The sequence below is a fragment of the Rapidithrix thailandica genome, from assembly GCF_039710355.1.
Lineage (GTDB): Bacteria > Bacteroidota > Bacteroidia > Cytophagales > Flammeovirgaceae > Rapidithrix > Rapidithrix thailandica.
On sequence record NZ_JBDKWZ010000003.1, the window covers coordinates 1 to 15,162 of the forward strand.

The following is a 15,162-nucleotide window of genomic DNA, read 5'->3' on the forward strand; positions in this document are numbered from 1 at the left end:
GGAGAAAATACGCAACCACCTGGAAGAAGAAATCAAAAAGCGAACGCAGGAAATCGAATTGCGCAATCAAGAACTTGAAGCATTCAATTACTCCGTGTCACATGACTTAAGGGCCCCATTGAGGGCCATTTCCGGTTACAGCGATATTTTAAAAGAAGATTATTTTGAACTACTGGATGAAGAGGGAAAGCGGGTTATCAGTATCATCAACAATAATGTATTGAAGATGCATCAACTCATCAATGAGATATTGAAATTCTCCCGGTTGACACGTTTGAATATTTCCAAGACCAATTTGAAGATGAAAGCTTTGTTTACGGAAAGCTTTCAAAAACTCTTACAACTGGAGCCCCCCACTCGCAAGATAGAGTTTCACATAGAGGATGTACCGGATGCCCATGGTGACTATACCATGATTTCCCAATTGATTACGAACCTGATGTCAAATGCAATCAAATATACCCGGCCCAAAACAAAAACATTGATCGAAGTAGGTAGTAAGAGATTCAATGGCCAGCTTGCCTATTTCGTCAAGGATAACGGAGTAGGCTTTGATATGCAATACAAAAATAAATTGTTTGGCGTATTTCAACGCTTACACAAAGACTCAGAATTTGAAGGGACAGGCGTAGGGCTTGCCATTGTACAAAGGGTCATCCACAAGCACAATGGGCATGTTTGGGGCGAGGGACAGGTAGACCAAGGAGCTACCTTTTATTTCACTTTACCTTAAAAAAATACATTTTACAATGGAGGAAGTAAACCATATCGAAGTAGTTTTTATAGAAGACAGTCTGGAGGACTCAGAGCTTACCTTAAGGTCCTTGAGAAAATACAAGTTGGCCAATAGACTGAAAGTGATTGACGACGGGCAAAAGGCAGTGGAATATCTGTTTGGAGACGGGCAATCCGGAGAAAGTATCACGAATATTCCCAAACTGATTTTACTGGATCTGAAACTGCCGAAAGTCAGCGGACTGGAAATTCTGGAACGCATGAAGAAAGAACCGCGGTTCAAAGACATTCCGGTAGTGGTGTTGACCTCCTCCAACGAAAGTATAGATATCAAAAAAGCCTATGAATTAGGAGCCAACAGCTATATCGTCAAACCTGTAGACTTTGCAAAGTTTACCGAAGCAATCCAACAAGTGGGCATGTATTGGCTATTATTAAACCAACCACCCAAAAATAATATTCCTTAATCACCTATGCAAAAACAACCTATAGAGCAATATCATACTATTAAACTTCTCATTCTTGAGGATGTACCAGAAGATGCTGAACTCATGAGGCGAGAATTAGAAAATGCCGGGTATATACTGAAGTATGTAGTGGCTGATGACAAAACCACATTTACAGCGGGCTTAGAAAATTTTCAACCGGATGTTATCCTGGCCGACTATATGTTGCCCACCTTTTCAGGGCTGGAGGCCTTGGTAATATCCAAAGACCTTGAGCCGGATATCCCCTTTGTGTTCGTCACAGGGGCCGTAGGAGAAGAGATTGCTGCCGAAACCATTTTAAGTGGGGCTTCCGGCTTCGTCTTAAAATCAAACCTGGGCAAACTTCCGGAAGTCATCAGAGATATTTTCAGTGGTGAAGAAAAATGGTACAACAAAAGATTGGCCCGGACCAACAAACGCATTGGCGACCGTGTGAAATCAAATGTAAAATTATTGGAAAAAATTTATCTCTTTTTGGAAAGTCAGAAAGAGATGGAAAGCCCTACCGACAAAGAATTGAGAGAGGCCATGAATGAGATATTACATCTGGAAAAAAAGTCACCTCAAAAGAAAAAAAATAATTAATCTTCAAATGCTATGGATGAAAATGGGATGAAAAAGCCATCAGGGCAGAAAAGGGAGGTCAAAAAGCCCAACCCTATATACATCGTAGGGATAGGGGCTTCTGCCGGGGGGCTGGAAGCCATCAATGCTTTCTTTGAAAAAGTACCGGAAGACTCCGGGATAAGCTTTGTGTTGATTCAGCACTTATCACCCGACTACAAATCGATGATGCCGGAGTTACTAGCCAAACATACCATGCTTAAAATCAACAAGATAGTTAACGGAACTACGATACAACCCAATGCCATATATACGATTCCCGCAGATAAAAACATCACTGTTTCGGGTGGAAAATTTTACTTGGAAGACAGAGGTAGTCCCAAAACCTTGAACTTGCCCATCAATATCTTTTTCAAGTCCTTGGCGGTGGACCAAGGGGAATACGCCATTGGCGTAGTGCTTTCGGGAACCGGGAGTGATGCAACCTTGGGGATTGAGGCCATCAAACAGTACGGGGGGATGGTCATTGCTCAAGACCCCAATTCGGCCGCCTTTGACAGTATGCCTAAAAGTGCTATCGCTACCGGCCTGGTAGATTACATCCTTCACCCTTCCCGTATGCCTGAGGCCATCATTTCCTATGTAAAGCACCCTCATTTGGAAAAGGACGATCACGATGTTCTTCAAAAGAATAAGAAAGGCAGTGAAATTCTCAATATCCTGAACCTGATTCACAAAAAAACCAACCTGGATTTCAGACAATATAAAAAGTCTACGATTGTTCGCCGGATTGAAAGAAGAATGGGTATTTGCAATATTGTCAATCAAGAACTCTATTATAAATACTTGAAAGATGACCCTGAGGAAGTCGAACTGTTAAGTCAGGAAATGCTCATCGGGGTTACGGCTTTTTTCCGCGACAGAAAGGCCTTTGACATTCTGGACAAAGAAGTACTTGGCCCTATGGTTGCCAACCATAATTCAAGTAAAGAAATGAGAATCTGGATTGTAGCCTGTTCTACCGGGCAAGAAGCGTATTCGGTGGCCATGCTGTTAAAAGAGCATTGCCGGAAGGAAAACAAACATATTCCCATCAAAATCTTTGCTACGGATATTGACCAAAGAGCCATCGACAAAGCGAGCAAAGGGGTATACATGGCCAATGCTGCGGAAGAAATCCCCCCTTCCTTGCTTAGCCGCTACTTCACCCATATCGATGGAAAATACCAAGTGAAAAAAGAGTTGCGTGAAATGGCCATTTTTGCCAGACACGATATTACGAAAGATCCTCCTTTCAACAATATTGACATGGCCTGCTGCCGGAATTTGTTGATTTATATCGAGCCCTTTATGCAGGATAAGATCTTATCCTTTATTCACTTTTCATTAAACGAAAAAGGCTATCTGTTTTTAGGCTCCAGCGAAAACCCCGGAAGCTTTAACAAAGTTTTCCAAGAGGTAAACAAAAAATACAAGATCTATCGCAATACATCTACAATCCGGATAGGCGATATCCACAAAATCTATCCTTTCGACAGCAGACGCAAAGGCTTAGGCTATGAAAAATTAGTCAAAACCGAAGACCAACTTGCCGGACTTTCCGAATCAAAAATCATTAACAATTTTAAGGATGCCCTACTGGAAGATTTGGTCCCCCCTACTGTAATCATCAATGAAAACAACGATGTGGTACATGTAGCCGGTGAAGTTGACCAGTACATCAAGTTGCCCAAGAAACAACTTACCTTGAATGTATTGAAAATGGTGGATGAACAGTTGTATGTTTCGTTAAGCAACATCATCTCTAAAGTAAAATCTCAAAGAAAAAAAGTCATTTCTCCTTCCATCATTTTTGAAGGGAAAGAAAAGTCCTTTCTGAACATTGTGGCCAAGCCTTATATCGAGCCTATCAGTCGCCTGAATTATTGTATTGTGAGCTTTATCGAAGCCGATATGGGTGGCTTTTCCCTCCAAGACGGGGATATGGACAAGCCGGAACAATACAAAGAAAAAGATGCCCATATCAGACGCTTGGAAGAGGACTTGAAGGAAACAAAGGAATACTTGCAAACAACCATTGAAGAGCTGGAAACCTCGAACGAAGAATTGCAATCCACCAACGAGGAATTGATGGCTGCCAATGAAGAGTTGCAAAGTAGCAACGAAGAGCTGCAGTCAGTCAACGAAGAGTTGTATACGGTGAACAATGAATTTCAGGATAAACTACTGGAAATGACTGAACTGAATGATGACCTGAATAATTTCATTCAAAGTACTCATATCGCTACCCTCTTTCTGGACAATGACTTTTGCCTCAGAAGGTTTACCGATGAAATATCCCCCTTTATCAAAATTACCAAAAACGACATTGGCCGCTATATCGGGGACTTTACCCATGCCTTTCACTCTTTTGATATCATCGAAATTGCCAAGAGAGTTTTGGATAGTTTTATCCCCATCGAGCAAGAGGTACTCACGTCCATAGGAGACGTCTTTTTGATGCGAGCTATGCCTTATAAAACAGCTAAAAAGGAAGTCAAAGGGGTCATTTTTACGTTTATTGACGTCACAGAACTCAAAAAAATAGAGAAAAAACTCGTATCCAAAGCCAAAGAGTTGGAGCGTAGCAACCGGGAACTGGAACAGTTCGCCTATGTGGCCTCGCACGACCTGAAGGCTCCTATTACCAACTTGGTAGCGTTGTTGGATGCCATCCAACAACAGAACGGAATTAAAGAGGACAGCATGAACCTATTTGATCGCTTGAAAACTTCCGTATCTCGCATGAGTAATACTATCCGGGTGCTTAACGAGGTCATTACTTTGAAAAAGAACCTGGACTTAAAACCCGAAAAAGTCAAACTGCCCGTGGTGCTGGAAGACGTTCTTTCCGGTATCAATGACCAGGTGGAAAGTAATCAAGCGGAAATAAAAACGGATTTTAAAGCTTGTGATACCATACTCTTTCCGGAAATCCACCTTCGCAGTATTCTTCAAAACCTGATTACCAATGCCATCAAATACAAAAAAGCGAAAGAATATCCTATTATTGAAATTCATACGGCCATAGAGGATGAGCAAGTCTGTTTGTCGGTCAAAGACAATGGAAGAGGAATTGACCTGGATGAATACGGAAGAAAATTATTCGGCCTTTTTCAACGCTTCCACCTGGATACGGAGGGGAAGGGTATTGGATTGCACATTACCAAATCCATTATAGAAAACTATGGCGGGCGTATAGAAGTGGACAGCAAGGTGGGAAAAGGAACGACCTTTAAACTCTATTTAAAAAATGCACAAGAACAACCTGTTGTCTAAAAGCTCGAGTCGGAGCAATTTTCAAACCTGTTGATTGCCCCGACTCGCCATAACAAATATCTACTTCCATGATACTACTACACCAAATTACCATTGTATGAATTCCTAAAAAGGATAAACACTCACTGACTCAATCTATGAATTTCTTTACTTATTAATTCATTTTTATATGAAAAAGTTAGGGTGTATTTTGATAGTAGATGATGATGATACCAGTAATTTCGTAACAAAACTAATGTTAGACAAAACTGATGCCGCCCATATAATCCTTATGGCAAGGAACGGAAAGGAAGCTGTTAATTACTTGGAAGAAAACAAGAATAATTTTCCGGATTTAATTCTTCTGGATATCAACATGCCCATCATGAATGGCTTTGACTTTCTGGAATATTGGGAGAAAAAAGGGATGACAAGTAACTCAAAAATTGTCATGTTCTCTACTTCTATCCGGGAAGAAGACAAAACCAAAGCAGAACAGTTTTACGATGTGATTTCTTATATTGAAAAACCTCTTAATGAGAAAAAAATCGCAGCCTTGTTTAAAGAAATTTAAAATCTCTATACGCTGTGCTCCAAACCCGAAGGTTCCTCCTTCCGGTGGGGAGTGCCGTTGTTTATAACCACCTGGTTCCTTTTGACAAAGACACTTCTGTTGATTGCCAACCCACTCAAAACCTTGGAAAGCCGGCCTTTGAGAACCCGCAAAAAATAACACTGCATGAAAAGCTTGACAAAAGACGCAGAAATAGAAAAGCTAAAACAAGAATTAGAACATATAAAGCAAAAACTCCATGACAAAGAAATGGTCTTTAACAATATACTTGAAAGCACACTCGCAGGTTATTGGGATTGGTACATCCAAAAGGACTATGAATATATGAGCCCTACCTTCAAAAGTATGTTTGGGTATAAAGATCATGAATTGCCCAATTCACCTGACACATGGCAAAAACTAATTCACCCGGACGACCTTCCGGGGGTGTTGGAGGTATTTCAAAAACATATCGATACCAAAGGCCACTTTCCTTATGACAATGAAGTACGCTATTTTCACAAAGACGGCTCTATCGTGTGGGTATATTGCAGAGGCAGGGTCATCGAATGGGATGCAAAAGGTAACCCACTACGAATGGTCGGTTGCCATATTGATATTACGGAGCGAAAACAAGCGGAGGAGAAGTTCAAAGGGATCCTTGAGAGCGCTCCCGATGCGATGGTCATTGTGGGAGATCAGGGAAATATCATGTTGGTCAACTCACAATTAAAACGGCTCTTCGGCTACACCCACAAAGAGTTGCTCGGAAAGAAAGTGGAAATCCTAATACCCGGCCGTTTTCAACAAAATCATCCGGCCTTCCGGAAAAGCTATTTACAACAACCTCACCCCCGGCCTATGGGAGCCGGCCTGGATCTACGGGCCGTTCGGAAAGACGGTTCCGAATTTCCCGTTGAAGTATCCTTAAGTCCTTTTAGAACAAATAGTGGGACCATGGTATTAGCTGCCATCCGGGACATCACCAGACGAAAGGAAGCCGAACTTCAATTGAAAAAATCCAATCAACAATTACATATTATTAACCAAGACCTGGAAGCTTTTAGTTACTCGGTTTCTCATGATTTACGAGCCCCATTACGGGCGATTTCAGGATATTCCATAATTCTAAAAGAAGATTACGAAGATAGCCTCGATAAAGAAGGTCAGAAGATACTTAACACCATACTCAGAAACACCAAGAAAATGGGGAAGCTCATTGATGATATCCTGTCCTTTTCCCGGCTTGCCAGGCATCAAGTGGAAATGCAAGCCGTAAACATGCATGAAACATTCAGAGAGGCCTACCAAGAGTTAACCCAGCACATCACTGACAGAAGCATTGAGTTTAAGCTTGGGGAATTAGAAAACATACATGGAGATAAAAACATGATTTTCCAGATGGTCACCAACTTGCTTTCGAATGCTATCAAATATACTCAACCCGTGAAAGAGACCATTATCGAAGTAGAGGGCAACCTCATCAATGAAGAATATGTGTATTCGGTAAAAGACAATGGGGTGGGTTTTGATATGCAATTTAAAGACAAGCTCTTCGGTGTATTCCAACGCCTGCATAAAGATAAAGAATTCGAAGGGTCCGGTGTAGGACTTGCCATCGTACAAAAGGTACTGGATCATCATCACGGACGGATTTGGGTGGAAAGCACCCTTAACAAAGGGACTACATTTTATTTTACCATTCCCACCCATAAGTAACGTAACCAGAATCAACTCCTCCTTCACTGCCTTCCTCCCACAATAATTTCCAACAATACTACTGCTATAGTACAGCTTCTCAATCAGCGAAAGACCTTTTGGTAATTCCGTAAAGGTTTTGAAAGATAAAATTCATTAACGCGATAAAGTTGCATTAATGAATTTTATCTTATATTTGCAACATTATTGCATTTAAAAACTCTACTTATGAAAGCCAACTCTAAAATATCACTGGATCTAATGGGTATGTCTGCTTCATTGTTATGCGCTATACATTGTGCAGTGATGCCTTTTATCTTGACTTTATCCTCTTTAAGCTCACTACATTTTTTAGAAAATGCGCTGGTAGAGGGAATCATGTTAGCCATCAGTGGATTGATTGCCATCAGTTCTATTTGGCCGGCATTCAAAAAACATCACTCTCAAGGATTGCCTATAGTTTTAATGCTCACCGGGTTTATCACCATTATAACAGGTAAAAGTTTCGGACATCACTATGAGATTTTTTTCTCACCGCTGGGAGCATTGCTCATTGCCATGGCACATGGTGTCAACTGGCGGTACCTAAAAAAACATCATTCGTGCAAAACGTCTCAAAACGTTTCTCAATAATGCATTGGTTCAATTCCATCCCCGTATTCGTTTGGCTACTGTGCTTCAATACCGGTTTTTTACAGGCCCAAGCCCAACCTGAAAATACCTGGGTTATTTTTTCCACTGTGAAATTCAAACCCAAGTATATTTCCTCTATTGACGGCTATTTACTACATCCTACTTTCGGTTCATCGATTAAGAAAATAGAAGGCAAGCAAATCCGGCTGAAAGGTTTCGTATTACCCTTGGACATTGGAGTAAGCAATATGATTCTCCTTTCCAAATACCCCTATCGCCAATGCTTTTTCTGCGGAGGAGCCGGGCCGGAAACGGTAGCTGAAATCCTCTTCAAAAGCAGACAACGCAAGTTTGCCGCTGATGAAGTCATAACAGTAGAAGGTCGCTTAAAACTCAACAATACGGATATTGATCATACCAATTTTATCATTGAAGAGGCTGAAATCATCAAGGACTGATACAACCGGAAAAGAGACTATTTGACTCGTGTAAAATTTGCTTGGGGAATCAGCGACCTGGAAAGGACGTATTGCAAACCCACCTCAGTACACACTACATAAACATTTCGCCACCAACTCAACCATTTTAAAAGTTATTCATGAAAAAACTTCCTGTCACAGTATTAAGCGGCTTTTTAGGTGCTGGTAAAACTACGTTACTCAATCATATTCTCAACAACCGGCAAGGACTGAAAGTCGCTGTGATTGTCAATGATATGAGTGAAATCAATATTGACAGCCAACTGGTCGAAAAAGAAACCCGGCTCTCCCGCACAAAAGAAAAGCTAGTGGAGTTAAGCAATGGTTGTATTTGTTGTACCTTACGGGAAGACTTAATGCTAGAAGTAGATAAGTTGGCCCGAATGGGACGGTTTGATTACCTTTTGATAGAAAGCACCGGGATATCGGAGCCCATTCCTGTGGCACAAACATTTTCTTATGCCTTTGAACAAGATTTATTTGACCTCACGGAAAAAACCCGCTTAGATACCATGGTGACCGTAGTAGATGCTTTTAACTTCTTAAACGATTTTGGCAGTCCTGATACCATCTTTACCCGGCAACTTACCCGAGACTCCTCTGACCAACGGGCCATCGTGAATTTATTAGTCGACCAGGTCGAATTTGCCAATGTAATTGTCCTAAACAAGACAGACTTAATCGACCCAAAGTCGCTTCATTTGATACGGGGAATTTTGATAAAATTAAACCCGGAAGCTAAAATCATTCCGTCTACCTACGGTAACATACCCCTTGAAGAAATTTTAAATACCCAAGCCTTTGATTACGAAAAAGCCTCCCAAGCGGCAGGATGGATCAAAGAACTCCAGCAAGAACATAGTCCGGAAACGGAAGAATATGGCATTCATTCTTTTGTATTCAGGCATGCGCGGCCCTTTCATCCCGAAAGGCTATGGCAATATATACAACACCGTTGGCCAGCTACCATCCTTCGGAGTAAAGGGTTATTTTGGTTGATGAACCGGCCGGACAAAGCCTTGTTGTGGAGTCAAGCGGGAGGGTCGGTAAAAGCCGAGGTGTACGGTCATTGGTGGGCTTCACTCAGTGCCGAAGAAAAAGCCCGTAACCCACAGTTTGTAGAAAACCGGGAAATACTTGCCCAACACTGGCACCCTCAGTGGGGCGACCGTAAAAATGAACTGGTCATTATCGGCCAGGCTTTAAACCAAGATCAGATTGAAAAAGACCTATGCAATTGTTTGGCTTCAGACGCAGAGGTATCGTCCATGGAAAACTCTTTTGAGGAAGATGACTGGCCCCTTTAAAGGACAGGGATTCAGTTGTAGCGGAGAAACCTTCCAGGTTTTGAACCCTGGAAGGTTTTAGGATTAAGCTTTTTTGAGGTTTTTCTCCAATACGTTCCAATGCTCTTCTTTGACAGCCCCAAAGGAGAACAAGGAAATTCCTTTGGCTCCTCCTTTCAAAGAAGCTTGGATCGCCTCTTCCAGCTCTTCCGGTTTTAAAGAAGGAACAAAGAGTCCGCTATACAACTGCTGATTGTGCTGAAGTGACTTAATGCCTTTTTTCACCTGCTTGCGTATCCAGTTGATATCTTCATTATAGAAATTATGATACAACATTGGCAACAAAGCATCTATCTCCCAATGTGACCATTGCTGACGCACGTGTTCCCAGTTCGGGAAAACCGCGGCAGAAGTTATCTTACCTTTCTCTTTGGCCACCGGGATCAATTTATTGTTTACCAAATTGGTGATCAAATCAAAACGGAATTGCCGCCAGGTTTTGCTCTTGGTAGGATCTTTCATTTCCAAAGGGTCTTCACCGTACTTTTCTTTATAATTTCCCCGGCACACGTCACAATAGCAATAGTCGTATTCCGGATATTCCTTATCTTGTACGATATCGTATTTAGGTTGCAAGCCCTCGGCCAAGATCACATCCGGATGACGGATATAATCAAAATGCACTCCATCCACATCAAAAGAGGCCAACTCCCGCACCCTGGTTTGGATAAATTCGTGCACCTCCGGCCGGGACGGACACAAAAAACGATAGTAGTCCACATATGCCGGCTTATCCACCGAAGATTCTCCTTTACGGTTCACATTATACCATTCGGGATGTTTATCCCGGATTTCTTGCACCAGGCAAGGCATTGTCCACATCCAGGCGTGGATCTCCAGTCCGGCTTCTTTCGCCAGAGGAATCAATTGTTCCAGCCATTTGGCTTTTACCGGCAAATGTTCACTTTCATAATAGGCAGCACTTCCCTGGAATACCTCCGGTAAAATAGCATCAATCCCTACTTGTTTCATCTTGTCAAAACGCTTCTTCCAATCCTCATCACTGGCTTCAGTATCCGGAGTAATCCATACCCAGTTTTTAGAGGATTGTTGAGAAGAATTTGTCGAAAAAGCAGCCAAGGCTTGATGTTGCAAAGCTGCTGCCCCTACTAATCCGACTCCCGTTGCTTGTAAAAACTTTCTTCGTTTCATGATAATCGTTTAAACATACATACTCTATGTAAAATTTCGCTTTTCTTTCTATCGTCCAAATTATTAAAATTTCGAGAAAAGAAAGCACAGAAGAAAGAATTAATCTACCTTGAAGAGCCGGCCAAAATCAAACGATAAGAAGTAGTATATTTTCAAGGCCCGTTTAAGGGCAATTTTCTCTTATAACATTGCAAAAAATCCTTTCTAATTCTAATTTTTCTTTGAAAATTAATAGAGCAACAGTTCAATTAAATCTATTCTCCTTTTGCTTTTTGGATATTTTTTGTACCTTTAGCATAACTATAAAGTGGTATTATACCACCTACGCCTGACTTCGTTCATCTCCTATATACTCATATCATATTTAATTGATTCCATTTCACTATATGGATTTTTTTTATAGTGTATTCAAACAACAATAGTCCAAACAGAGAATTATGCCATAATTTTTTATTGACAAGCTAAAGCCAATAGACCTTATGAATTATTCTTCCAATATTAAGTTCCTAGAGGAAGAAATTGAGTTTCTCAAACAAGAGTTAGCAACGACCAAAGCCAAACTCGAGGAAAAAGAATTTATCTTTAATGCGATCTTAGAGGCAACTTTAGCAGGATATTGGGATTGGTATATCCAAGAGAATTATGAGTATCTGAGTCCAACATTTAAAAAAATGTTTGGCTATGAGGATAAAGAGTTGGAAAATAGTCCTGAGGCCTGGCAACGGTTGATTTTCCCGGAAGACTTGGAAAGGGTATTTCGTATTTTTCAACTGCATGTCAACAGCAAAGGGGAAATTCCCTATGCGAATGAAGTACGCTTCCGGCATAAAAACGGTTCTACGGTGAATGTCTTAAGTAAAGGGAAAGTCATTGAGTGGGATGAACAAGGCAACCCGCTCAGGATGGTGGGGTGTCATGTTGATATTACCGAACTCAAAAATTTCCACAAAAAAGTCAATGACACTGCGGAACGACTAGAGCGCATTGTTTCGGGAATCAATGCCGGCATATGGGAATGGGATGTACAAATGGGCATTTTTTATGCATCTCCTAACATGTATAAGTTATTGGAGCTTCCCACAAACCTCTCTCCTCTGGACTATTCTTCATTTCTCTCGTTAATCCACCCGGAAGACCTGCCTTCCTTTCATCAGCACTTAGATAATTATAGTCATCACCAAACCGCTTTCAAGATAGAACTCCGGCTCAATACAAAAAAACAGGGTTACCGTTGGTTTGAAGTCACTGTTAACGCCAAGGGGAAACAGGCCCCACAGGTAATTACCGGGTCCATTATTGAGATACACGAACGCAAAGAACTCCAACAAAACAGTCAAGAACAGCAGAATATATTAATGGCTATTTTTAATGCGGTACCGGACCCTACGCTCATTGTCCAACAAGACGGTACCATACTGATGGCCAGTGAGCAAAACCTGCCTGTATTTGGCTATTCACCGGAAGAATTAACCGGAAAAAATGTAGAGATACTCGTGCCGGAGCAATCTCGCAAAACACATATACAACACCGTAAACAATACATAGCCAATCCTCATACCCGGCCAATGGGGGCCGGTAAGGAGCTCTTTGCCTTGCATAAAGACGGCAAAAAAATTCCGGTGGAGATTTCGTTGAGTTATACAAAACTTCAAGGGGAACTGGTCACTATTGTTTCCGTTCGTGATATCTCATACCGCCAAGAGCAACAAAATATGCTAACAGCCATTTTTAATGCGGTGCCGGATCCTACGCTCATTGTTCAACAAGACGGTACCATACTGATGGCCAGTGAGCAAAATCGCACCATATTCGGTTATGCCCCGGATGACTTAACGGGTAAAAACGTAGAGACATTAGTTCCGGAACAATACCGTAAAATGCATATACAACACCGGACTAAATATTTGGAAAACCCTCATACCCGGCCGATGGGAGCAGGTTTGGAGCTCTTTGCCTTGCATAAAGACGGCAGAAAAATTCCGGTGGAAATCTCATTAAGTTACACGCAATTACAAGGAGAACTGGTTACCATTGTATCCATTCGCGATATCTCGCATCGAAAACAAATCGAAGAAGCCAAAGAGCGCAATAAGTTACGCTTTAAAAGTGTTTTCAACCAATCCTTTCAGTTGGTCAGCATTTTATCTCCGGAAGGTAAAATTTTGGAAGTTAACCAAGCAGCCTTGGACTTTACCGGCCATACGCTGGGTCAGTTAAAAAATAAACACTTTTGGGAAATTCCGATTTGGGTTGAAAACGGAGCCACCAAACGGCTACAAAATGCTATCAAAAAAGCCGCAAAGGACAACATTGTACGCTATAATACAAAAATCATCAACATCAAAGGGGAGATTATTACCCTGGACTTTTCCATTAAACCGGTCAAAAACACCAAAGGGCAAATCGTTTTTCTTATCCCGGAAGGAAGAGATATTTCAGAAATTGTTACCACCAAAAAAGAACTGGAACAAAAGAAGTTTTTGCTGCGGGAGGCTGGCAGAATTGCACGGGTAGGCGGTTGGGAATATGATTTTCAAAATGAACAAATCACATGGTCGGAACAAGCGTATGAAATTCATGAAGTAGATCAAAAGTTTAAGCCTACGCCTCAAAACACCATGTCGTTTTACCCTAAAGAAACCCTTCCCATCATTCAGGATGCTGTGCAAGAAGCCGTATTGAATAAGAAAAGCTGGCAGGTTGAAATCCCCTATTTCACGGCAAAAAAGAAGCGGATATGGGTACGCTCCATCGGTGAGCCTATTTTGAATGATAAGGGGGAAGTTACCGGGATGAAAGGCATCGTACAAGACATCACCGAACAATACCTGCAACGCAAAAAGATGCAGGAAAACGAAGAGCGTTTTACCAAAGCATTTCACCATGCACCCATTGGTATCGCCCTGGTCAGCCCCGAAGGCAACTGGCTCAAGGTAAACAAAGCCTTGTGTCAAATAGTGGGCTATACGGAGGACGAATTACTCACAATGGACTGGCCCAGCCTTACTCATCCCGATGACCTGAAACAGGATATGCTCTTGGCCGAAAAGCTCTTTAACGGTGAAATTGATTCTTATCAATTGGAAAAACGCTATATCCATAAAAACGGAACAACCATACATATACTACTGATTGCCAGCATTGTCATCAAAGAAGAAGGCAAACCCAACTATGCCATCGTTCAAATTGCCGACATTACCCGTAAAAAGGAATTCGAAATCATGCAGATGCGGGAAAACATCAGTCTATTGACCAAAAAGAATACCCAGCTCGCCAACTTCGCCTATATCGTCTCCCATAATTTGAGAAAATATACGGGAAATATGGAGGTAATTGTGGATTTCTACCGGAACGCAAAAGACGATAAAGAAAGAGAGCTGTTTTTTGATAAAATAGAAACCATTTCCCACTCTTTATACGAAACCGTAGAGCACCTCACCAAGGTGGTAAAAATTAAGACCGATACCAATATCAAAAAGGAGCGGGTCGATTTGGAAAAACTCTTTCATAAAGTCAAAGACATTCTGGAAGGGGAAATAGAACAAACTCAAGCCCAAATTCACTATGATTTCGGCCAATACCCGACTATCGAATACCCTATGGCCTATATGGAAAGTATCTTATTAAACTTGCTGGGCAATGCGATCAAATATCGCAGTAAAGACCGGATTCCTCAAATTCAACTCAAAACCAAAGAAATCAATGGCAAATGCAAAATGACCTGTTCGGATAACGGTAAAGGTATTGATTTGGAAAAGTACGGCAGCAAGATATTTGGCATGTACAAAACGTTCCACAATAATTCCGATGCAAGAGGAATTGGTCTTTTTCTGACTAAAAATCAAATTGAAGCCATGGGGGGCAGCATCCAGGTAGACAGTATAGTAGATCAAGGAACAACGTTTACAATTTTATTTTAAAGAAAATGATACAGTAGGGATATACAATTTATCTAATATTTCACGACCTCCCTATTTCCCACCTCCAAAACCATGAATGTTGCTCGCAGTGCCCCTTTTCCCCCTTGGGGTACTGCGAATTTTTAGGGTCTGACAAACCTTTACAAAAAGCTAAACGGTATATCTGTTTTTTTATCAAAGAGTTTCAAATCCAGCCTCAAACAACCTATAGTCAATTCGTTACCAACAACTTAATATAAATATTCATACTTTAGCAACTCACCACAACATATACTGTATTTGATTCCTTACTTTTAC

At 41.3% G+C, this 15,162-nt stretch carries 11 protein-coding genes; 10 read left to right on the forward strand and 1 reads right to left on the reverse strand.

All coding sequences use genetic code 11. The annotated features are described in order from the left end of the window. The 9 genes from AAG747_RS05760 to AAG747_RS05800 all read left to right on the forward strand — a co-directional run. On the forward strand, positions 1–733 hold a 733-nt coding region (locus AAG747_RS05760; protein WP_346820189.1), incomplete at its 5' end, for a sensor histidine kinase. Positions 734–749: 16 nt separating this feature from the next. Then, positions 750–1,202: a response regulator gene (locus tag AAG747_RS05765; RefSeq protein ID WP_346820190.1), complete on the forward strand. Its 453-nt coding sequence runs from the start codon at positions 750–752 to the stop codon at positions 1,200–1,202. Between the two features lie 6 nt (positions 1,203–1,208). Then, a complete protein-coding gene (locus tag AAG747_RS05770) occupies positions 1,209–1,808 on the forward strand; it encodes a response regulator (RefSeq protein ID WP_346820191.1) in 600 nt (199 codons plus the stop codon). A gap of 27 nt (positions 1,809–1,835) precedes the next feature. Further along, positions 1,836–5,105 carry a CheR family methyltransferase gene (locus AAG747_RS05775; protein WP_346820192.1) on the forward strand — a complete coding sequence of 1,090 codons (3,270 nt, stop codon included), beginning with the start codon at positions 1,836–1,838 and terminating at the stop codon, positions 5,103–5,105. A gap of 169 nt (positions 5,106–5,274) precedes the next feature. Beyond that, positions 5,275–5,658: a response regulator gene (locus AAG747_RS05780; RefSeq protein WP_346820193.1), complete on the forward strand. Its 384-nt coding sequence runs from the start codon at positions 5,275–5,277 to the stop codon at positions 5,656–5,658. 165 nt (positions 5,659–5,823) lie between these two features. Further along, positions 5,824–7,356: a PAS domain-containing sensor histidine kinase gene (locus tag AAG747_RS05785; RefSeq protein WP_346820194.1), complete on the forward strand. Its 1,533-nt coding sequence runs from the start codon at positions 5,824–5,826 to the stop codon at positions 7,354–7,356. 207 nt (positions 7,357–7,563) lie between these two features. Then, a complete protein-coding gene (locus AAG747_RS05790) occupies positions 7,564–7,968 on the forward strand; it encodes a MerC domain-containing protein (protein WP_346820195.1) in 405 nt (134 codons plus the stop codon). Next, positions 7,968–8,426, forward strand: a complete 459-nt coding sequence (locus AAG747_RS05795) for a DUF3299 domain-containing protein (protein WP_346820196.1) — start codon at positions 7,968–7,970, stop codon at positions 8,424–8,426. The genes AAG747_RS05790 and AAG747_RS05795 overlap by 1 nt, the downstream gene beginning before the upstream one ends. Positions 8,427–8,566: 140 nt before the next feature. Continuing rightward, positions 8,567–9,754, forward strand: coding sequence for a GTP-binding protein (locus AAG747_RS05800; RefSeq protein ID WP_346820197.1), 1,188 nt, complete (start codon positions 8,567–8,569; stop codon positions 9,752–9,754). Between the two features lie 63 nt (positions 9,755–9,817). Here AAG747_RS05800 and AAG747_RS05805 read toward each other — a convergent pair whose 3' ends face one another. Further along, the gene (locus AAG747_RS05805; protein WP_346820198.1) at positions 9,818–10,945 is read right to left on the reverse strand and encodes a glycoside hydrolase family 10-like protein; all 1,128 of its coding nucleotides are present in this window, start codon (positions 10,943–10,945) and stop codon (positions 9,818–9,820) included. 479 nt (positions 10,946–11,424) lie between these two features. Between AAG747_RS05805 and AAG747_RS05810 the strand changes: the two genes are divergently transcribed. Beyond that, positions 11,425–14,865 (forward strand): PAS domain S-box protein, encoded by a 3,441-nt coding sequence (locus AAG747_RS05810; RefSeq protein WP_346820199.1) that lies wholly within the window; start codon positions 11,425–11,427, stop codon positions 14,863–14,865. The last annotated feature ends 297 nt before the right edge of the window (positions 14,866–15,162 follow it).

Bases quoted from the DNA above. Each gene is read 5' to 3' on its own strand.
- AAG747_RS05790 (WP_346820195.1), top strand. From the start codon at position 7,564: ATGAAAGCCAACTCTAAAATATCACTGGATCTAATGGGTATGTCTGCT.
- AAG747_RS05810 (WP_346820199.1), top strand. From the start codon at position 11,425: ATGAATTATTCTTCCAATATTAAGTTCCTAGAGGAAGAAATTGAGTTT.
- AAG747_RS05800 (WP_346820197.1), top strand. From the start codon at position 8,567: ATGAAAAAACTTCCTGTCACAGTATTAAGCGGCTTTTTAGGTGCTGGT.
- AAG747_RS05780 (WP_346820193.1), top strand. From the start codon at position 5,275: ATGAAAAAGTTAGGGTGTATTTTGATAGTAGATGATGATGATACCAGT.
- AAG747_RS05795 (WP_346820196.1), top strand. From the start codon at position 7,968: ATGCATTGGTTCAATTCCATCCCCGTATTCGTTTGGCTACTGTGCTTC.
- AAG747_RS05765 (WP_346820190.1), top strand. From the start codon at position 750: ATGGAGGAAGTAAACCATATCGAAGTAGTTTTTATAGAAGACAGTCTG.
- AAG747_RS05805 (WP_346820198.1), bottom strand. From the start codon at position 10,945: ATGAAACGAAGAAAGTTTTTACAAGCAACGGGAGTCGGATTAGTAGGG.
- AAG747_RS05785 (WP_346820194.1), top strand. From the start codon at position 5,824: ATGAAAAGCTTGACAAAAGACGCAGAAATAGAAAAGCTAAAACAAGAA.
- AAG747_RS05770 (WP_346820191.1), top strand. From the start codon at position 1,209: ATGCAAAAACAACCTATAGAGCAATATCATACTATTAAACTTCTCATT.
- AAG747_RS05775 (WP_346820192.1), top strand. From the start codon at position 1,836: ATGAAAAAGCCATCAGGGCAGAAAAGGGAGGTCAAAAAGCCCAACCCT.